The organism is Amycolatopsis sp. NPDC005961, assembly GCF_040629235.1.
GTDB lineage: Bacteria > Actinomycetota > Actinomycetes > Mycobacteriales > Pseudonocardiaceae > Amycolatopsis > Amycolatopsis camponoti.
The window spans coordinates 58,513-76,919 of sequence record NZ_JBEXVF010000034.1; the positions used below are offsets into that span (position 1 = coordinate 58,513).

At 64.9% G+C, this 18,407-nt stretch carries 19 protein-coding genes, 1 tRNA gene and 1 pseudogene; 14 read left to right on the forward strand and 7 right to left on the reverse strand.

The window, feature by feature from the left end:
• Positions 1-43: 43 nt before the first annotated feature.
• The gene (locus ABZ342_RS27495; RefSeq protein WP_360478623.1) at positions 44-406 is read right to left on the reverse strand and encodes a helix-turn-helix domain-containing protein; all 363 of its coding nucleotides are present in this window, start codon (positions 404-406) and stop codon (positions 44-46) included.
• 696 nt (positions 407-1,102) lie between these two features.
• On the opposite strand from ABZ342_RS27495, the pseudogene ABZ342_RS27500 reads away from it, so the two are divergent.
• Positions 1,103-1,862, forward strand: a pseudogene (locus tag ABZ342_RS27500) (DUF2637 domain-containing protein).
• Here the strand turns inward: ABZ342_RS27500 and ABZ342_RS27505 are convergent.
• The gene (locus ABZ342_RS27505) at positions 1,775-2,485 is read right to left on the reverse strand and encodes a PaeR7I family type II restriction endonuclease (RefSeq protein WP_360478626.1); all 711 of its coding nucleotides are present in this window, start codon (positions 2,483-2,485) and stop codon (positions 1,775-1,777) included. The pseudogene ABZ342_RS27500 and the gene ABZ342_RS27505 overlap by 88 nt on opposite strands.
• Entirely contained in the window at positions 2,482-4,143 is a 1,662-nt protein-coding gene (locus tag ABZ342_RS27510) for an Eco57I restriction-modification methylase domain-containing protein (protein WP_360478629.1), read from the reverse strand. The genes ABZ342_RS27505 and ABZ342_RS27510 overlap by 4 nt, the downstream gene beginning before the upstream one ends.
• Before the next feature lie 1,050 nt (positions 4,144-5,193).
• On the opposite strand from ABZ342_RS27510, the gene ABZ342_RS27515 reads away from it, so the two are divergent.
• The 4 genes from ABZ342_RS27515 (at position 5,194) to ABZ342_RS27530 (ending at position 8,499) form a co-directional block, all read left to right on the forward strand.
• A complete protein-coding gene (locus ABZ342_RS27515; RefSeq protein WP_360478632.1) occupies positions 5,194-5,814 on the forward strand; it encodes a DUF2625 family protein in 621 nt (206 codons plus the stop codon).
• Between the two features lie 519 nt (positions 5,815-6,333).
• Entirely contained in the window at positions 6,334-7,140 is an 807-nt protein-coding gene (locus tag ABZ342_RS27520; RefSeq protein WP_360478635.1) for a TIGR04255 family protein, read from the forward strand.
• A complete protein-coding gene (locus ABZ342_RS27525) occupies positions 7,121-7,777 on the forward strand; it encodes a helix-turn-helix domain-containing protein (RefSeq protein ID WP_360478638.1) in 657 nt (218 codons plus the stop codon). The genes ABZ342_RS27520 and ABZ342_RS27525 overlap by 20 nt, the downstream gene beginning before the upstream one ends.
• A gap of 2 nt (positions 7,778-7,779) precedes the next feature.
• Positions 7,780-8,499: a hypothetical protein gene (locus ABZ342_RS27530; protein WP_360478641.1), complete on the forward strand. Its 720-nt coding sequence runs from the start codon at positions 7,780-7,782 to the stop codon at positions 8,497-8,499.
• 62 nt (positions 8,500-8,561) lie between these two features.
• On the opposite strand, the gene ABZ342_RS27535 is transcribed toward ABZ342_RS27530, so the two are convergent.
• On the reverse strand, positions 8,562-9,233 hold the full coding sequence (locus tag ABZ342_RS27535) for an HAD-IA family hydrolase (protein WP_360478644.1): 672 nt from the start codon (positions 9,231-9,233) through the stop codon (positions 8,562-8,564).
• On the reverse strand, positions 9,230-10,072 hold the full coding sequence (locus tag ABZ342_RS27540) for a GntR family transcriptional regulator (RefSeq protein WP_360478647.1): 843 nt from the start codon (positions 10,070-10,072) through the stop codon (positions 9,230-9,232). The genes ABZ342_RS27535 and ABZ342_RS27540 overlap by 4 nt, the downstream gene beginning before the upstream one ends.
• 191 nt (positions 10,073-10,263) lie before the next feature.
• On the opposite strand from ABZ342_RS27540, the gene ABZ342_RS27545 reads away from it, so the two are divergent.
• The 9 genes from ABZ342_RS27545 to ABZ342_RS27585 all read left to right on the forward strand — a co-directional run bounded on the left by ABZ342_RS27545 (position 10,264) and on the right by ABZ342_RS27585 (position 17,065).
• Positions 10,264-10,737 carry a hypothetical protein gene (locus tag ABZ342_RS27545; protein ID WP_360478650.1) on the forward strand — a complete coding sequence of 158 codons (474 nt, stop codon included), beginning with the start codon at positions 10,264-10,266 and terminating at the stop codon, positions 10,735-10,737.
• Positions 10,737-11,030 carry a hypothetical protein gene (locus ABZ342_RS27550; protein WP_360478652.1) on the forward strand — a complete coding sequence of 98 codons (294 nt, stop codon included), beginning with the start codon at positions 10,737-10,739 and terminating at the stop codon, positions 11,028-11,030. The genes ABZ342_RS27545 and ABZ342_RS27550 overlap by 1 nt, the downstream gene beginning before the upstream one ends.
• Positions 11,031-11,249: 219 nt before the next feature.
• Positions 11,250-11,528 carry a hypothetical protein gene (locus ABZ342_RS27555; RefSeq protein ID WP_360478655.1) on the forward strand — a complete coding sequence of 93 codons (279 nt, stop codon included), beginning with the start codon at positions 11,250-11,252 and terminating at the stop codon, positions 11,526-11,528.
• Positions 11,512-11,760 carry an AMED_5909 family protein gene (locus ABZ342_RS27560; RefSeq protein ID WP_360478658.1) on the forward strand — a complete coding sequence of 83 codons (249 nt, stop codon included), beginning with the start codon at positions 11,512-11,514 and terminating at the stop codon, positions 11,758-11,760. Before ABZ342_RS27555 ends, ABZ342_RS27560 begins: the two co-directional genes overlap by 17 nt.
• 336 nt (positions 11,761-12,096) lie before the next feature.
• Positions 12,097-13,644: an FtsK/SpoIIIE domain-containing protein gene (locus ABZ342_RS27565; protein WP_360478661.1), complete on the forward strand. Its 1,548-nt coding sequence runs from the start codon at positions 12,097-12,099 to the stop codon at positions 13,642-13,644.
• On the forward strand, positions 13,641-14,027 hold the full coding sequence (locus ABZ342_RS27570; RefSeq protein WP_360478664.1) for a hypothetical protein: 387 nt from the start codon (positions 13,641-13,643) through the stop codon (positions 14,025-14,027). The genes ABZ342_RS27565 and ABZ342_RS27570 overlap by 4 nt, the downstream gene beginning before the upstream one ends.
• Positions 14,027-15,652, forward strand: a complete 1,626-nt coding sequence (locus ABZ342_RS27575; protein ID WP_360478667.1) for a replication initiator — start codon at positions 14,027-14,029, stop codon at positions 15,650-15,652. The genes ABZ342_RS27570 and ABZ342_RS27575 overlap by 1 nt, the downstream gene beginning before the upstream one ends.
• A gap of 16 nt (positions 15,653-15,668) precedes the next feature.
• Positions 15,669-15,866: a helix-turn-helix domain-containing protein gene (locus ABZ342_RS27580; RefSeq protein ID WP_191312486.1), complete on the forward strand. Its 198-nt coding sequence runs from the start codon at positions 15,669-15,671 to the stop codon at positions 15,864-15,866.
• Positions 15,866-17,065, forward strand: coding sequence for a tyrosine-type recombinase/integrase (locus ABZ342_RS27585; RefSeq protein ID WP_360478671.1), 1,200 nt, complete (start codon positions 15,866-15,868; stop codon positions 17,063-17,065). The genes ABZ342_RS27580 and ABZ342_RS27585 overlap by 1 nt, the downstream gene beginning before the upstream one ends.
• Positions 17,066-17,104: 39 nt before the next feature.
• On the opposite strand, the gene ABZ342_RS27590 is transcribed toward ABZ342_RS27585, so the two are convergent.
• Both ABZ342_RS27590 and ABZ342_RS27595 read right to left on the reverse strand, forming a co-directional pair.
• Positions 17,105-17,177 (reverse strand) — tRNA-Lys (locus ABZ342_RS27590).
• A 182-nt stretch (positions 17,178-17,359) separates the two neighbouring features.
• Positions 17,360-18,205: a DUF11 domain-containing protein gene (locus tag ABZ342_RS27595; protein WP_196425839.1), complete on the reverse strand. Its 846-nt coding sequence runs from the start codon at positions 18,203-18,205 to the stop codon at positions 17,360-17,362.
• Between the last annotated feature and the right edge of the window lie 202 nt (positions 18,206-18,407).

Below are 18,407 nucleotides of genomic sequence, written 5' to 3' on the forward strand. Positions count from 1 at the left end.
GGGCGAAATTCAATACGGTCCGCTTTGTGACCCGCCGCACATTTCAGCGGTCATCCGGCTTGGCGCGGGTCGACGGTCGCAGCTCAACCCCTTCACGCAGCAAAAGTTCCCGCACCCGTTTGTAGTAAAGCCCGTGTTTCTCGGCGATGGCGAGGATGCTCACCCCGGCCCGGTACTCGTCGGCGAGGATTCCCGGAGCAACCGGAGATTCCCGCGGCGCCGCCCGCGAGCGCAGCTCAACACCGGCTTTGAGCAGCCGACGCCGCAGCCAGGAGTAGCTGAGCCCGCTCATCCGAGCCAGCTCGGCAAGCGAAGCCCCCCGCGCGTAGAGCTCGGCGAGCAGGTTGTCCTGTTGATCGTGAGTGAGATCGGCGAACGTCCGGTAGTGCGGTGTCCTTTCGTCCATGATGCCCCCGTCGCATCCTGGTTGGTGGAGCGGATAGCAACAGTCTCTGTGTCCCATCGCGGTGACAGCTGCTTGGGTTACTGCGCGTTCTGGTGAATTCATGAAAATCTTGCGAACCGGAAACCGAATGAGATCATCGCGAATTGCGCGGCGAATCCTACGAACCGGGAAGGCTGGGGTTGGGATTCCCGGATGCGCCCAGCGACGGCGGGCTCGGCGCGAGTGAGCGTCCTGCGCTGCGGGGGTCACTCGACGGAGGGCTGCGTTCAGGTGCGCTCGGCCGTCCCGGTCCGACTGGAAGGTCTCCCGGGTGATGCTGGAGCAGATGGTGACCACCAGGCCGTTGACCTGGGAGTTTGAGTGGACCGACCTAACGTGTCAGCATACGAACCGCGAGGTGCTGGCCGGAGGGCCTCAGATCACGATCCGCCCGGTGGGCACCCATCGTCTCGTGCCGGGTGGTTCCCGATGAGCCACGACACAATCATCACCAGGCTGACCGCCCGGCAAGCCTGCGCGTCATGCGGAGCTGACTACCCGGCGTCCACGTCCCACATGTTCCGGTCGGCCGGTCGGTGACCGGCTCGCAGGTGTTCGCCTGCTTCGGCTGCTGCCCGGACGAGGGTCGGCGTGCGGCGGGAGGTGCGCTGCAGTGAACGCCCGGCATCCCTCGCTCGGCGGGACCGCTCGCTGTAGGTGCAATGCGCCTGCACCGCCCTGGTCGCGTCCGGCGCCGCCTACGCCTCCTACCGGCACGGCCGCGAGTTCGCAACGCACTTCGGCGCCGACGAGGCCACAGCCGCCATCTGGCCACTGATCGTGGACGGCTTGTTGACCACGGCCACGGTCGAACTGTGGAAGACTGGCCGCGGTCCCCGTGCTGCCGGTGGCCGGTAGGCCGCCTGGTTGGCGTTCGTCTTCGGAAATTGCCTCTCGCTCTGCGCGAACGTGGCAGCGGCGCCGGACCTGAGCGCGGTCGCCGTGGCCGTGGCAGCATGCCCGCCGTTCGCGCTGCTGCTGGCCGTCGAACTGCTCAGCCGCGCGCTCAAGCGCCACCGTGCCGAGACTGCGAACGAGACCGGCGAGACAGCCGAGATCGGGCACGAGACGGGGCAGGTGGTGAGTCTCGCGGTGGTCCCGGAGCAGTCTCAACCGCCGGCCGAGCCGACCGCCGAACAACGGATGTGGGCGCAACAACTACGGCCGGAAGGTGCTACGACGGTGGCGGCAATCCAGGTACCTTTCAGCCACTGGGGCCACACCCCACTACCACGCTGCCGGACCAGCCCGGCTAGAACGGGCCTACGCCTCGTCAGACGGAGTGGTGTACGTGCGGCCGGCAGCCGGTCGCCGACGGAGTGGCTACGCCTATGCGAGCCCTTCGATGTACGCGACCCGGCCCGCGATCGCGGCTGTCAGGTTGCGTGTGGACACCTCCGGCATCGGTTCGTCATAAATGCCCTCGCCCCCGACCGAACTGATGAAGCACGCAGCGTCGTAGAGGCGTTCACGGACGAGACGCTGGAACAGCAGCTGATAACGTTTTGTGTACGACGAATTGTCGAAGGCTGGGTCAGTTCGGTATAGAGGCCTGCCATGGTCACCGACCGGCTTCGTTGAACCGGTAGTATGTTCGAACAGGAAGACGAAGCCGATCCATGGCTTGATCGTCCCAAGGAGTCCGGCTTCGTAGGCACGCCATAGGTCAACAGCGTTACCAATTGCTTCCTCGGCTCGGTTGTTGAAGTTGTTGCTGACTGAGCCGACCATGGATTTGCACTCGATGGCTGCGACCAAAATGTCTTTGTAGGTCACCACGATGTCCCAGTTCTTCGCGCGCCTGTAGTAACCAGGAAGCGGGAGAATGCCGGTTTGTCGCACGGTGGCGCCGAGGTCAGCGAGCGGGGCGAACTCGAGCGCGATCAACTCTTGCAGGGGGTTGAGGTGCTGCCCACCGGTCACCGACCCGCGGGTGCCAGCGTCGCGCTTCCCTGACTCGATCTGCTTCTGAGTCTGAAGATCACGGCCTGCCCAGAATGCCTTAACCGCTGCATTATAGTCCTCGTAGCTCGCCGTCACGTTGCGCTCTCCCCCAGCAAGTCGTATTCCGTCAGACCTATGCCGTAGGCGGCAGCTGCCGCCTGCGTTGCCGCCTTGGCGTCACGGGTCCGGAACGCGACCCGTAGGGCATCCTCGATGTCCGCATCAATCTCGTCGGGCTTGGGAACTCGGATGCGCTTGAGGTATTGGGCTTGGAACCGGAGAGTGCCGCCACGCATCCGCACGCAGTACGCCTCGATGAACGCCTGCGCGATCTGGGACAGCAGGATGCCACCGAGGACCTCCATGTCCCAGGAGTCAGAGATGACGTAGTACAGATTGTGGTGCGGGTAGTGGCCCCCCGTCTCCAACACGGGGTGGATAGTCGTCTTCATGTCTTGGAGGAGCAGCTTCGACTTGCTGATGAGGCTGGCCTGCACCTTGTCGATCGTGCGGTACCAGGACCCCGGATCCCTCTTCGCCACGAACCGCTCACGCAGAGCCGGATGGTTCGACAAGTACGCCGCCATCCGGGGGTAGTCGGCGAGCGATACAAGCGACCCGTCGTCAGCCCACGGATTGATCAGGTAGTTGCCCTGCCACTCGAACGTGCCGGACATGAGATCGCGGCGCATTGCGAGAGGGAGAACACGGTCTGATTCCACAACGGTGGGGTCCTGGACGACGTACACCTTGTCCGCGCCGGTCGCGACCCCGATGGACACCTTCGTCCCGGTGTTCGGGTCATGCAGAGGATGGAAATGGTCGTTGAGGTATTCGATCAGTGCCAGCCGTGCGGGAGAGCCGGTAGGCCACAGTTCGCCGCCGTCGAACCAGTGCGGAAGCCGATGAGCTTTCACCCCTTTGCCGGCGAACTCCTCGAAACCCCCGTCCTGGGCCGCCTTCACCAGCGCGTACGCGCTGGTAGCCCCGAACTCACTGGTCGTGTCAGCTACTACGACTGAGGCCTGAGTGTGGTTGCCGAGCACCGTAATCGCTGGGTACGCCGAGACCGACCGCTCGAACGCGTCCACGTCGTGCATCGTCCAGATGTGCTCAACCGCGTAGTCGCGCGCCACCAATTCTCGCAGGTCAGCCCCGTACTGGTTCCGCATCCACCGGTCAGCGCAGATGAAACCGACCTTGCCATCGGGCTTCAGCAGCCGAAGTGACCGTTCGATGAATCCGACGAAGATGTCACCCCGGCCGCGCATCGTCGGCCAGGTACGCCGGTACCTCGCTGCGAGGTCATCCGAGAGGTCGTCATAACGGATGTACGGCGGGTTGCCGATCACCACGTCGGCGGCACTCTCGTCCACCTCAGGCAGCAGGAAGTCGGCGGGGCTAATCCACTCCGCAGCCAGCTCCGCGGCGACGGTCACAGGAGCACCGGCTGTGATCAGGAGATCACGGCAGAGCGCACGAGAGATCTCCACGTGTTCGGCTTGGAGGTCGTACGCTCGGACTGCATCACCCAGCGAAGCAAGGTCCCGTTCGTAGGTCCGAGCGCTTGCAATGAGGCGCTCGACGACCGGGCCGAGGAACGCCCCCGAGCCGCACGACGGCTCCACGAGGTGCAGTGAACCAAGATCACGATCGGCGGTGTAGCCGGTCAGATCAAGCAGTACCTCGACCACCCACCGGCGGGTAAACACCTCGCCGTAGTTCTGGATGGCTGGGGTAGCTACAAGTGTCACGGGTACAGCTTAGGGACAAGCGCTGACCGGTCTCCGCGTGGACACGCCCGAGCCTCCAGGATCGCAGTAATCCGTGTGCTATCAGTCGTCGACGAGGACACCTTGTCGCTCGGGGATGATGGCTGTTTGCTACCGCACATTTGGCTGTGACGTGATTGCGGGGCGCCGCAGAGCATGGCGGCTCTTCGTGCGGGTGGCGTCGGTGTCACAGCGCGAGCGTCACCAGGTTGACCGGCCGGGCGTCCTTCCTCTTCTGGAGTTGAGGTCCTGGTGGCGCGCAGCGTCCCGGCCGTGTCCAGTGCACGTGGCATCCCTGGCTGGGCCTCTTGGTGGTAGAGGGTTCATGTACCGGCCCTCTAGAGCCGGGCCCTTGAGGATCCGCGACAGTGCCGAGACCGAAGGCTTCCGCGCTGCTAATTCCGCGCCCGCTGGGTGCGCGCCTGACCGTCGTACGCCGAGCCTGGCCAGCTTTCATCCCTCGTAGTGCATGTCACAGTCGCCGCTGTGTCTCCAAACGGAGCCCAAGCCTGTCTTGCCTCGCGTGACGGGTTGTTGGGTTGTTCGAGCGAATTTGGCTGCCGGTGTCGAAAACGGTGTCATTTTGGCCTCTTGGGGTGAGGCCGGGGCTTCGTCCGTCCCGCAGCCCTGATCGAAGCCCCCATCGCGCGGGTCACAATCTCCGGACCCACCACGCTCGAGCCCGTGTTCCGCATCCCCCAACCCTGCAACGCAAACGAGGCCACAACCGCCCTACCAGCGGAAACGGCCTCGAAAGGAGTGGTTCGCACATGACTACATCGGTGGGCCGCCTGGGGCTCGAACCCAGAACCTACGGAGAATAAGCCCAGGTCAGCGGCTAGTTCTCGTCATCTGTCGATACCAGTCTTCACCTGCACGGACGTCCGCGCCAAACGATCATGGTCGGTCGCTGGTTCTCGTCGTTCTGCGTCGTTTCCCGGGGGAAAACCGGGGAGATGATCATGGCTTCTCGGCGGTCGAGCCACCTACTCGCGCACAACCATTCTACCGTCGTCTGCCAGGCTCTCCGACGTGACGACATCGGCATGGGACGAAGTATCCGCAGCAGTCGCGGCAGCACCGTACCCGGTGGTCGTGCTCGACTCGGACAGCGAGCGTGCTGCCCGCTGCCTGCGCGAGCTGCGCATCACGACTACCTCGTGGTTGGGTGCCGTCGTCGGCCACACGGGCGGACTGCTGGTGGACCACGGCTGGCTGCGGGTGCTCGGTAGCGGCACAGAGGCATTGCCCGACATCCTGGATCGCGCCGAGCCTGCCTCAGGAATCTTGCCGGTCGCCTACGACGTATTGGGCGGCATGTACGTCTGGGCTACCAACCCTGCAGGCCGGCCGACCATCCACTACTTCGGGCCGGACCTTCTCGAATGGCAAGACCTTGAGCAGGGCTACGCCGACTGGCTGCATGCGGTGCTCGCCGGTTCGCTCGACAGGTTTTACGAGAACCTGCGCTGGCCCGGCTGGGAGAACGAGGTCGGTGCAGTCGCGGCCAACCAGGGCATTCACACCTTCCCGCCGCCGTGGAGCAAAGAGGGCCATGACCTCTCGACGGTGTCGCGTGCAGTCGTCGCGTTGCCCGAGTTGGTGTCGTTCCACCAGGACGCCGCGCGGCAACTGGCCGGCCAGGCGCCCTGACCTCACCGCCCACACCTCCCCTGCCATCCCGATACGAAGCCAGCACGCGGTCGGTGGCGTCGGGTCAAGGCACGCTTTCCAGCCTTGACGCGGCGCTACCGGCCGTTGTCACGATCAAGCTTCGGGATGGTGCTTACCGCCGAATGGGCGTAACGCGGTGGCGTCTGACGGCGACCCGGGTTGTACGACTCATCGGCGAGGGAGGCTCGACGTTGGCTGAATGGTTCAGACGTGCCGTCGGCGGGCGGCGCTGCGCAGCTGCACCGAAGGCGGCCACGCCGCCCGGCCGGTCGGCAGAGCGGAGCGGAGCCGGCCGTGCCGGGCACGGGCGTGGTCGCCAACGAGAGCAGCTACGCCAGGCGACCGGCGCGGCGCCCGTGGGCGGCGCGCTTGATCCAATAGAGGCGAATTCGGCAAGAGGAGAGACGCGCGACCTGCCAGGGTCATCGTCGACCGAAGTTAGCAGTCTGGTACCTTCTCCAGTTGCTGTTCTGGTTGCAGCCTCGGTAACCTGACATCATGCCTGCCCGAGAGGTCTACCCAAACGCGTCCGTAGCGCTGGCGGCACTAGAGGTACGCCACCCCAGCGCACGTGCACTGAGCCAAGCTGCCCTAGCGAAACTGAAGCGACGGCTATCCGAACACTTTCCGGTATTCAGAAGTGTCCAAGTCACCCAGATAACGGCCAGCCCACAAAGCTCGCCCGACGTTCGAAATCTTATAATCCCAAAATACTTCAGCCGCGACAGCACGATGTCAGTTTCGATCTTCGAAGAACGTTTCGTGATTGAAACAACGCGATACGTTCGATGGGAAAGCTTCCGCGAGCTAGCTCGACTTGCCTTTTCCGCAAGGCAAGATGTCGGCGAAATCGACGGCATTGAGCGAATTGGACTACGCTACGTAGACGAGATTCGGGTGCCCGAAGCAATCGACTCCATGACTGAATGGAGCGAGTGGGTTGACAGCTCGTTGCTTGGCCCAAGCTCTATCTCATCAGACTTGAAGCTGAAGCCCGTGGAATGGCAGGGCGTTTCGGTATTTGAGCAATTCCCCGGTAATAATATCGTGGTTCGATACGGCCCAAGAACCGGATATGCCGTAGACGTCACCGGAGATTTGAAGCGGCCAATCCCTCCACCCGGTCCGTACTTCCTAATCGATATTGATAGCTTTTGGGCTCCAGATGTGATTCCTGAGTTCAACACAGATCAGATGATTAGCATCTGCGACGAAATCCATGAGCCGGTCAATCAGATTTTCGAGTCGCTCATAACAGAGAAGCTACGGAAAGAGGTGTTGCGGAATGGCCCGTCAGGTGATTAGTCTTCAGGAAAGCGAGTTGGTTGATGACGGCACTGTTGGCTTCACCATGTCACCACCTCCAACCATCTCCGAGACCCAGACCGCCGTCATGCTGCTAACCGAACACATCGGTTACGAACGAAAAAGAACGCGTTACACACAAGAAGAGATCGACGATCTTCACCACAAGATTCACACTGTTGAGTGGGCAACCCGAATCCGTGAAATCGGCAAAGGCAGCCCGACAGAAATGCTGACAGAGATCGCAAACCTGGGCTTCTCCTGGCGCGATATTGCGCGAGTGGTCGGCGTGAGCGTTCCCGCAGTGCAAAAATGGCGAAAGGGCGAACGTATCTCCGGCCCGAACCGCTTGGCATTGGCCGGCTTCCTTGCCGGATGCGACTTGATCATCGATCACTACGCAGTCCGCGACATAGCATCGTGGTTCGAGATGCCCATCATGCCAAACGTACCGATCTCACCCCTGGACCTGTGGCAGGACCAGAGAATCGACCTCGTCTTCGACTACGCAAGTGGCGACGCCGAGCCAGACCAAGTCCTAACACTCCATAACCCCGATTGGCGCGCAAAATACGAATCCGAATTCGAAGTCGTCACTGAGAGTGACGGCACGCCTTCAATCCGTCCCAAAGGATAAGGATGGCAAAAACACTCGAAATTCCTGGATCAGAGGCTCATCCAGACTGGGAGAGCCTCTATCGATCGCGCGCGGATGAAGTAGCCAGCACTCGACCCATCTTTACAGGAGACATCTTTCGCGATGTACTCGTGTCCGGAGTTGATGAGCCGGCGCGGAAGAATATAATTATCCTTCAACATCCATGCGCAATGCGCACAGACGGTATATCCCTTGTAGATCGCGTACTTGTCGCCGAAATTCGAACGGATCGCGCATTTTCCGCCAGGGAATGGTTGCGAAACTTCAAGAAGATGCCACTCCCCCTGCTCCTTGGTCATAATGAAGCAGATGCCGGCTATGTTGCCTTACTAAATTCTCTCTACTTTGCGAAGCCCAAGGATCTCGAACTCGACCATAGGATCGCTTGTCTTTCTCAGGTCGGCGTCAATCTGTTACTGCAAAGATGGGTTCATCACAACAGCAGAGTAATCGTCGAAACATTCCAATACCAGGAAGTGTCCAGCTCGGCATTCGAGGAAGTCGAGCTGATTGAAGAGTGGTGCGACGAGCGACTCGAAGACGGCGATGAGCTTGAGCGCCATGCGCGCGAAGCATTGGCCTGGCTCCGCGAGGACTCCGGCAATGGAAAGACCTGGCAAGAGCTACTCGCGGACCCTCAGACACGGAGCACCGTGCGCCGCCAGATGAGATCAAAGCTCCGCGAATTAGGTAATTCGTAGCACACTTGGCAAGTCTACTAACAAGCTTGGACAGAACGAGCAAAGTTCAGCAGGGCGCTTCTTCATGCGGTGATCATAAGGCCAGTAAGTGCGTGGATTATTGCGTCGGCCCCAACTGAGCCGAAACTGGACCTCTTACCCGGCTTGTTCGCATAGCCGATCGAGCGAATGCCCGCGGCTTGGGCGGCTTCAATGTCGCTCGTCGAGTCGCCAATGAACACCGATCTACCTGGAGTGATGTCGAGCGCAGCAACGGCCTGATCGAGCAAGTGGGGGCTCGGCTTGAGTTGCGCCACGTTCGTTCTGGTCCGCGCGGATACGAAGTTGATCGAGGTGCGAAGATTGTGCAGGTCGAGGTAGGCACTGATAGCTGGTTCACCGTTGTTGCTGACGATAGCGAGCGGCCGGTTGGATTCGTGCCAAGCCTCGATAAGCTCGTGCGCGCCAGTCGTCGGGGTGGCGCTGGCGATTGCCTCGACTTCATGGGCGGCGAAGGCGGCTTCGACATAGCGACTCTCGTCTTCGCCGAGTGAGGCGGCGTATTTGAGCACGTCGAACGGGTCAGCGCTGTCCGCGACTGCTTTGGGCAGGTCAGTGTATCCGCCGTCGGCAAGAACTCCGCGGAGCTGGTCAGCGACCGTCGAGGCGGGAATACCCGCGAAGACAGAGCAGACGGGACCGTCGAAGTCGAGAAGCAAGGCGCTGGCCTCGTTAAGGATCTCCTCGACTGTCACCGCTGATAGTCCTTGGCGACGCTGTTCCACAAGCTGTCGAACCACGTCTTTGCCTGGTCGACGTACTGCGAACCGGTCGATGTGTCGTCGTCGTTGATCGAGTGATGGAAGAGGATTGCGTCCTTGCCCATGAGGTCATACATCGCCTGGGTCTCGCCGCCGAAGTTGATGACGTGCTCGCGGACCGGGTAGAAGCCGAAGAACGTCTCTTCGTTGTTGATCAGGTAGAGCTTGAACATCGGCGGTGCCGGGTGCACGCGGACCTGGGCGGTGGCCTTGTTGACCAGGCCCATCTCGGCGAGTTCTGTCACCGAGTCGACGATGGCCAGGGTGTGACGGCGCATGATCTCTTCGGCGCGCTTCCGAAAGAGAGGGCTGTCGGCGTGCTCGTCCACGGTGACGGGGAGAGACCATGGCTGCGACGGGTCCGGGACGAGCAAGCGAACGGTGATCGACTCCGGTCGTAGCCGGCCAATCCGAATTTTGTCCAGGGGCTCGGTGATGACGCCGTGGAGGGTTTCGCCGGAGAACCCGGCGAAGTCGATTGTGACGTCCTCAGCCTCGAAGGCGCGTTCGATGTACGGTCGGAGCCCGACGGGGCGTTCGGTGCGCTCGCGAACGAAGACGCCGCTGCCCTGGCGGGACACGATCAGACCCTCGTCGCGAAGTTCGCGGATGGCGTTTTGCACGGTCATCGGCGCGACGTTGTACGTCTTCGCAAGCTCGTTTCGCGACGGCAGCTTGTCGCCCGGCGTGAACTTCCTCGTCAAAATCGCCGCGCGCAATGCGTTCGCCACCTGCACGTACGGCGGCCTCGGGTCGTCCGGGTCGAGCGCCATCGGTGGCTCCTTCCTTGACTGGTACCCCAGGTACGCGTCAAGTTTCCCCGACCAGCGCCCTGCCTGTCTAGGCGACCTAGCGGTCTAGGCCGATTCTCGCTTGCTTGACTTGGCTAGCCAACCTGTCTAACCTGATCAAGTCAGCCAAGTTAGGCAGCGCCCAATGAGGCGCCTGACCAGGAGGTACCGACATGGCCGTAGCGCGCGGGACACGCTTCGAGATCGAGCACGACGTCGTGTTCCCGGCCGGAGCCGCGATCGTCGGTCCGGTCACACCGGACATGGAGTACGTCTCCAACGAGGACAAGGCCCGGGGCAAGCAGCCCAAGCAGAAGATCGACGAGCAGACCGGCTTGCCGCAGTGGAAGGTCACCGTCACCGACCCTTCGGCCGAGAAGGACCGCGACAAGTCGGCGACCGTGACCCTGCTCGACCGGGTCCAGCCCGTTCCGCCTCCGGCAGCGATGCAGGGGTTCGACTTCCGGCCGGTCGTATTCGAGGGTCTGATGGTCGAGGCCCGGGTGATGGGCGAGAAGTTCAAGTACCAGGGCTGGGTGCTGCGGGCGACAGGCATGCGTGAGCCGGGCCGTAGTGCTGGTTCTAAGCAGGCTGCCGCGAAGACGCCGGCCGGTGAGGGCTCGGGCAGTCAGCAGAAGGCCGCGTGATGGCGGGGCGGCTGTCGCGCGAGGCGGTCGCTCGGTGGAACGAGGCGTACGCGGAGCAGACGGCCGCGCTGTTCGCCGCGATGAGGTCAGCTTCAGATGACCTGGCGGCAGTGCGGCGTCTTGCTCTCGCCTACCACGCTGTGGCGGTTGCCTGGCGTGCCTTGTCCGCCGATCTGGCCGTGCCGCTGTGGGCGCGTCACGCGTCGGCGGTCGCGGCGGAGGAGTTCATGCGGCGCTCGCAACTGGAGTTCAGCCGCGCCGATTCGGGTCGTCGACCAGGGGAGCTGACGTGAGCCGGTGGGAGTTGGTACGAGCTTGGGAGCTGGCTTACGCCCGGTACCCGGCTGCGTCGGACGCTGAGCTGTCGTCGGTGTCGCGTGCGGTCGCGGTCGCCTGGCGTCACCTTGCCGCCGAGTTCGAGCTTCCCGGGTGGGCGCACGCGGCGGTCATTTCCGCGGCTGAGGCGTTCGAGATTCAGGCCGACAAGTACAGAGTTCGAGGTGAGGAAGGGCATGTCGACCACCGGATGGGACGGGTTCGGCGTGACGTGGGTCGTCGGCCCGCAAGCGGAACTGACGGTCGAGGAGACTGGTTCGGACCCGACGCATCCGCCGATGCTGGTGCTTGCGGGGGCGCCGTGCGTGGTGACGGTCCGGCCGCCGGACGACCCGGCGATGTGGCCGGCGTGCGTGAGGTTCCTTCGCCAGCTCCGCGACGGCGCGGAGGACCTGGCGGCGCTCCTCGAATCCCGCGCGACAGCTCGGCCGGTGCGTGATGAAGACGCCGGATAAGCCGCGCACCCTGCGGGACGCGCACGAGATCGCGATGAATCGTCGGCCCGCGCCGGACGCGAACCCGTCTGTCTGGCTGGCCTACCGTCAGGCGAACGCTCGGATGTACGAGGCGATCGCCGACGTCGACCGAGGCCACCACCACGAATCCCTGTACTGGGCGGACTACGAACGACGCCAAGCCGGGGAGGTGTCAGCCAAGATCCAGGGCACGAAAGCAAAGCCCGAGTAGTCGCGTGTAGACGTTCCAGAAGCCAAACACTGCAACGAAAACGCACACTAGACCGTGCGGCGATGAAACGCGTCCTCTTCCGGGGACGCGGAACCGTAAGGCGCAGAAGCGGAAACTCGGCTACCAACCATGCCGCTCCTGCGCTGTCCACAACCGCGAGGTGTGAACAATGCAGACGCTAGACGATGACAAGCAACCATCGCCAGTGGGGGTCACCCGCTCGCGGTGCGCGGAATGCAAGCGGTTCGCTCGGCTGCTGCCGGGTGAGACCAAGTGCGCCCCCTGCTTGGGTGCGTTGCCGCTGGATCTCTCGGCGGTGCTGGACGGTGGTCGGCGATGATCTCCCCCGGAACGCTCGTGATCGCCCTGGCCGGTCTTGGCCTCTTCGTGTGGATCCTGGCCAAGATCGGGCGCGCGCTGGCGTCCATGGCTGAGCTGCTGACCGCCATGGTTGTGGTGTTCGTGGCCCTGTGGTGGGCCTGCAAGGCCGTGTTTTGGCTTCTCTCCCAAGTCGTCATCCACTGGCGCACCTCCTTGACCGTGATCGCGGTCTACCTGTGGTGCATCTGGGTCGGCTGGATCTGGCTCGTGCTCAACCTCGGCGGCCTGGCCCTGATCCTCGGCGTGTGGCGGCTGCTCGACGTCACCTCGTTCGACCAGTGGTGCGGCCGGCCCCTGCGGTCGTGGTGGCTGCGCTGGGCCGTCTACCACCTCAAGCTGCCGGGTTGGCTGCATGCCTGCGGCCTCAGCGTCCGCGATGCCGCGCTGCCGGTTGAGGTCACCGTGAACCTCGTCGGTCGCCGGAAAGCCTCTCGGGCGACGGCCCGGCAGTCCGGCGTGCAGGTCCCCAAGGTTCTCGGCGTCCGCTCGGGCCCGTCGTGGGATGAGGTGCGAGTGCAGCTCGTGCCCGGCCAGAAGCCGGAAGACTTCGACGACGCGGCCCGTGCACTGGCCTCGGCGCGGAAGGTCGCGCGGTGTCAGGTGCGAGAGCTGGAGCCGAACGTGGTGTCCGTCGACTTCCAGCGTCGTGACCAGCTGGCCGCGCTGGTGCACTCCCCCGCACTGCCGGAGGGGCAATCCGCGGTGGATCTGCGCAAGGTGTGGGCCGGTCGCACCGAGTACGGGCATGACTGGCGGGTGCCGCTGCTCGGCTCCGGCGCGCACTGCCTGACTGCTGGTGCCTCGGGTGCGGGCAAGAACAGCGTGATGTGGTGCCCGCTCGTCGCGGCGGCACCCGCGATCCGCTCAGGCCTGGTGCGCATGTCCGGGATCGACCCCAAGGGGATGGAGCTCGCCTACGGGCGCGGCATCTTCGCCCGCTACGCGGTGTCCGGAAAGGACGCGCTCGAGGTGCTCGACGGCCTGGTCGAGGAGATGGAAACCCGCAAGCGTGAGTTCGCCGGCCACGTCCGCACCATCCCCCTGTCCACCGACTATCCGCTTGAGCTGCTGGAGTTCGACGAGATCGGAGCCCTGACCAAGTACACCGACCGCAAGACCCGCGAACAGATCGTCGAGCGCGTGGCGCTGCTGAACACCCAAGGGCGGGCGCTCAACATCTCCGTACGCGGGTACGTGCAGGAACCGACCAAGGACACCGTCCCCGTCCGCGAGTTGTTCACGCGCCGCGTCTGCCTGCGAGTGACCTCGAAGACGCACGTCGGCATGGTCCTCGGCGACGGCGCCTATGAACGCGGCGCGTGGGCCAACCGCATCGGCGACAGCGAAGCCGGGGTCGGGTTCGTGTGGGGCGAGGGCATCCGCGAACCCCTGCGTATCCGCGCCGGGTGGGTCTCCGACGAGACGGTCAAAGCGCTGGAGCAGTACGTCACCAACGGCGGCACGGCTCGTCCCGCCCTCGGCGGCGAGGGGGTGGCCGCGTGAACCGGCTGATGGTCTTCCTCGACACCATCCGGGACCACCTCGACCTGCACCAACTGCCCTCGGTGGCAGCGTTGACCGTGCGGACGTGGTCGGACCCGCTGACAGTCCAGCTCGACGCCCACCGGCTGCCCGACGTCGCTGGGGCCTTGCTGACCTGGGCAGACACGCTCGATGACGTGTCAGCCTCGCTCTGGCGGGTCCACGACGGCGGCTCGGTGCACCTGTCGGTCAACGGCCGGACGCCGTGTGGCATCCCGGTGCACGTCTACAGCGGCGTCGCCTACGACCCGGCGACGTTCCCGGACCTGCCCGCCGGCCAGCGGCAGGACATGCCCGTGTTCCAGCTTCGCCAATGGTCCCGCCCCGGGGAGGTGGCTGCCTGATGACGGAAGAACAGACCTCACCGGCCAGGACGCGGGCTGAACGGATGCGGACACCGCTCGCCGCCGACGTGATCCGGGCGACGGCGGAGAAGCACGGCGTCTGCGTCCGGCCCTTCACGATGGAGGTCGGCGACACCGAGACCGGCGAACTCCGCTACGTCCCCGTCCCCTGCGGCTCCACCGTGGAATCCGTTTGCCTGCCATGTGCGCGGAAGGCGAAGGCTCTCCGGCAGGCACAGTGCCGCGAGGGCTGGCACATGACCGAAGAACCCATCCTCGCTGCCGAGCCGCCGTCGGAGGACCACAAGGAGTTGCTGACCTACCGCGCCGACCTCGTCGCGGCGTACCGGGAGGTTGTCGACCACGACCAGGCCGAAGCTGAGGAACTGCGGGAGGAGGTCGCCGGGGTTGATGCGGAACTTCGGCAACTCGGGATGCGCGGTCGGCTGCCCGCCCTCGACGTCCCGACCAAACGGGCCGTCAAGCGGTCGACCCGTCGTCGGCAGGACGCGCCGAACCTGCCCCGGCGCAAGGTCGCGAAGACCACCATCGGGCGGGAGTACGCAGGCAAGTTCCGCCCCTCGATGTTCGTCACGCTCACCTGTGACACCTACGGCCCCGTCCGGGATGGGGCCCCGGTCGACCCGTCGCGCTATGACTATCGGCGGGCGGCCCGGGATGCGGTGCACTTCTCGGCGTTGGTGGATCGGTGGTGGCAGAACCTCCGGCGGGTCGTCGGCTGGGACGCGCAGTACTTCGCCACTGTCGAACCCCAGAAGCGCACGGCTCCGCACCTGCACGCTGCGATCCGCGGGGCGATCCCGCATGACGTCATCCGGCAGGTCACCGAAGCGACGTATCACCAGGTCTGGTGGCCTAACCACGACCAGGTGCTCTACGTCGACCGGCTGCCGGTCTGGGACGGCGACACCCGGATGTTTCTCGACCCGGACACCCGCGAGCCGCTGACCAGCTGGGATGACGCGGTGGAAGCGGTCGAGGACCCGGCGCACGTTGCCACCTTCGGAGAGCAGGTGCACTCGAAGGGCATCCTCGGCGGGACCGAAGAAGCCGGCCGCCACATCGGCTACCTGACCAAGTACCTCACCAAATCCACCGGCGAAGTGGTCGAGGCGGACACCGCGCGGCTGCGGGATCACCACGACCGGCTGCACGCCGAACTGTCGGTCACGCCGTGCTCTCCTCGGTGCGCGGTCTGGCTGCTCTATGGAGTCCAGCCCAAGGGCGCTGGCAGCAAGACCACCCCTGGGCACTGCAAGGGGCGGGCGCACCGGCGGACCACGCTCGGGCTGCCGGGCCGTCGAGTGTTGGTGTCGCGGAAGTGGTCCGGGAAGACCCTCGAAGACCACAAAGCCGACCGGAAAGCGTTCGTTCAGCAGGCGTTGGCCGCGATCGGGATCGAGAAGCCACAACCGGACCCGGCCCGGCTGGTCTGGCGCAAGGTCGAACCGGGAGACCCGCAGGTACCGCCTCGGCCGCACCTGGTCATGCGCGCGATCGCGGAACGGATCACGTGGAAGGCGGAGTACGACCGGGCGCTACTCGCTGCCGCCGGACCGCCAGGGGACGGTCCGGAAACTTCGGCAACTCAGCTCGCGGCTTGATCTGGAAGGGGGAGGCATGAACAACTATGCGGGGTTCAGTCGGTTGTGGACGGTCGAGGACGTCTCGAACTATCTCGGTGTCCCGGTTTCGACGCTGTATCAGTGGCGGACCAAGGGCTACGGTCCGGCCGGCCGTCGGATCGGCAAGTACGTCCGGTACCGCCAGGAGGACGTCCGTTCGTGGGTGGATCAGCTGTCGGATGAGGTGGCGTGATGCCTCGCCCTCAGCTGGAGATCGGGACGTACGGAGAGATCCGCTATTCGGCAACTGCGAAGGGCTGGCGGGCTCGCGCGCTCTTCCGCGACTTCGACGGCCAGACGCGAGAGGTCGAGCGCTCGGGGAAGACTAAAACCCAAGCTGCGAACCGGCTTCGAGCTGCCTTCCTCAACTGGCAAGGCTCGACGGCTGGGGAGATCACGCGGGAGACCCGGCTCAAGGACCTCGCCGCCGTGTGGATCGAACAGGTGCAGCAGGATGTCCGGGAGGGCATCAAGTCGCCGACGACCATCAACACGTACGAGTCCATCCTCAAGCGGCACGTAGTCCCGGGAATGGGTGAGCTGCGGGTGCGTGAGGCGACCGTGATGCGGCTGGACCGGTTTCTCGGCGCTCTTCAACGGACTGTGGGGGCGTCGACGGCCAAGACCGCGAGGACGGCGCTGTCAGGGATGCTCGGCCTCGCCGCGCGGTACGACGCGATCGACAGCAACCCGACGCGGGACACTCGGCGCATCCCGAAGAGCAAGAAGAAGCCTCGGGCTCTGGACGCGGAAGAGCGTACGAAGTGGCTGGCGAGGGTCGAGGCGAACGAGAAGGCGCGGCGCTGGGACCTGCCGGACCTCTCGCGCTTCATGATGGCGGCAGGCGTCCGGGTCGGCGAGGCACTGGCGACGTTCTGGGAGGACGTCGACTTCGTCGCGGGCACGGTGGACATCACGCACACGGTCGTCCGGGTCAAGGGTGAGGGCCTGCTCCGCAAGCCTCGACCGAAGACGGAGTCGAGCATGCGCGCGCTCCCCCTGCCTTCGTGGGCGCTGGCCCTGCTAGAGCGGCGGTGGGCTGAGGCGAAGGCAGATGGCCGGCCACTGGCGAGCCCGATCTTCGCCAGCACGACCGGCACGCTGCGGGACCCGAACAACGTCCTGCGGGTGCTCCGTGAAATCCGGGGATCGGACGACTTCCTGTGGCTGACGTCGCACAACTTCCGGAAGACCACGGCGACCGCTCTCGACGACGCGGGCGTCCCGACGCGGCTGATCGCTGATCACCTCGGCCACTCGCGGGTGTCGATGACGCAGGACACCTACCTGGGCCGGAAGACGGTCGACCCGATCACGGCAAAGGCCCTGGAAGGGCTCTTGGATAAACCGTCCGACCCCAATTCCGGGGATAACCCGGGGAGCCGATCTTGACCGGTGGCGACCGACAGGCCGCTGACCAGGGAGTTTGAGTGGGCCGCCTGGGGCTCGAACCCAGAACCTACGGATTAAAAGTCCGCAGCTCTACCAATTGAGCTAACGGCCCGCGCCCCAAGTTTAGCCAGGGGGCTGTCACCCGCCTGCACACCGGGTCCGGCTGCGTGTCGCCGGCTGCTGTGCGCCTTCGCACCGGCTGCTTCTACGTCTGGATCTGATGCCGATCGCGGACGTTACCTGCGGTGGCTCCGACGCGCGGGGCCAGGCTGGACCCCGCGCGTCGTCAGCTCGTCAGCACTGCACGAACAGCCCGGTGTAAGCCGTGCACTTCTTCGACGCCGTGTCGTTCGCCGCGACCGGGTCGGCCGGGGCGCTCGCCGCTCGCTGGGCCGTCGCCGTGAACGCGCCCCATGCGAAGACGCCGCCCTCCGAGGTGAACTTCGCCGTGGCCGACGCGCCCGGGGCCAGGGTGCCGATCGCACAGTTCACGTTCGCGCCCGAGCGGGTGCAGCCGGTCGCCGATGTCACCGAGCGGCCCGAGCCGGCGGTGGCCGTCACACGGACGCCCGTCGCGGTGGCGGGGCCGCTGTTCGACACCGTGATCACGTAGTCGACGCGGGCGACCAGGCCGACTCGCGGGGTGGCGGTCAGCGCGACCTTCACGTCGGCCTTGGGGGCGGCGGTGATCGTGATGGCGGGGCCGTCTTCGACGCCGAACGCGTAGTTGTCGCCGGCGAACTGGTGCTGCAGCGTGAACTGGCCGCCGGTGACGTCTTCCTTCACGCGGAGGGTGAACGTCACGGTGCGGCTCTCGCCCGCCCCGAGGTCGCCGACGCCGCCGCGGTAGCTGCTGAGGTACTGGTCGCAGCCGATCGTGCCGGCGCAGGAAACCAGGTCCACCAGGTCGGTGATCGACTTTTCCTTGGTGTAGACCGCCGCTTTCGCGCCGGTGACGGTGAAGTCCGTCGGGTTGTACAGCTGCTCGGTGACCGTGAACGTGTCGCCGGCGCGGACCGACGTGTCGCTGACGTCGATCGAGCTGGGGGCGGGCGCCGCGGACGCGACGGCGGGGGCCGCGAAGAGGGCCGCTGCGGTCAGCGCGGCCAGCACGGCGGTTCTTCGACCGGTTCGCTCCATGGTCGTGATCTCCTGATTCCGGACGAGAGGGTGCCGCTCCAACCAGGTGGGGACGGTGATCGCAGCAGCTGACGAAGATCAGATCGCCGCACCCCGCCATTCGTTACCGGGTTCGCGGAACCGTGGCTGAACTGGGGTTTCCCACCGTTGCCCGGTGACCGGCCACCCACGCGAACCGAAATTGTCAGACCCCTGTGGCACG

Bases quoted from the DNA above. Each gene is read 5' to 3' on its own strand.
- ABZ342_RS27595 (WP_196425839.1), bottom strand. From the start codon at position 18,205: ATGGAGCGAACCGGTCGAAGAACCGCCGTGCTGGCCGCGCTGACCGCA.
- ABZ342_RS27575 (WP_360478667.1), top strand. From the start codon at position 14,027: ATGACGGAAGAACAGACCTCACCGGCCAGGACGCGGGCTGAACGGATG.
- ABZ342_RS27525 (WP_360478638.1), top strand. From the start codon at position 7,121: ATGGCCCGTCAGGTGATTAGTCTTCAGGAAAGCGAGTTGGTTGATGAC.
- ABZ342_RS27585 (WP_360478671.1), top strand. From the start codon at position 15,866: ATGCCTCGCCCTCAGCTGGAGATCGGGACGTACGGAGAGATCCGCTAT.
- ABZ342_RS27560 (WP_360478658.1), top strand. From the start codon at position 11,512: ATGAAGACGCCGGATAAGCCGCGCACCCTGCGGGACGCGCACGAGATC.
- ABZ342_RS27540 (WP_360478647.1), bottom strand. From the start codon at position 10,072: ATGGCGCTCGACCCGGACGACCCGAGGCCGCCGTACGTGCAGGTGGCG.
- ABZ342_RS27545 (WP_360478650.1), top strand. From the start codon at position 10,264: ATGGCCGTAGCGCGCGGGACACGCTTCGAGATCGAGCACGACGTCGTG.
- ABZ342_RS27520 (WP_360478635.1), top strand. From the start codon at position 6,334: ATGCCTGCCCGAGAGGTCTACCCAAACGCGTCCGTAGCGCTGGCGGCA.
- ABZ342_RS27580 (WP_191312486.1), top strand. From the start codon at position 15,669: ATGAACAACTATGCGGGGTTCAGTCGGTTGTGGACGGTCGAGGACGTC.
- ABZ342_RS27530 (WP_360478641.1), top strand. From the start codon at position 7,780: ATGGCAAAAACACTCGAAATTCCTGGATCAGAGGCTCATCCAGACTGG.
- ABZ342_RS27555 (WP_360478655.1), top strand. From the start codon at position 11,250: ATGTCGACCACCGGATGGGACGGGTTCGGCGTGACGTGGGTCGTCGGC.
- ABZ342_RS27565 (WP_360478661.1), top strand. From the start codon at position 12,097: ATGATCTCCCCCGGAACGCTCGTGATCGCCCTGGCCGGTCTTGGCCTC.
- ABZ342_RS27550 (WP_360478652.1), top strand. From the start codon at position 10,737: ATGGCGGGGCGGCTGTCGCGCGAGGCGGTCGCTCGGTGGAACGAGGCG.
- ABZ342_RS27495 (WP_360478623.1), bottom strand. From the start codon at position 406: ATGGACGAAAGGACACCGCACTACCGGACGTTCGCCGATCTCACTCAC.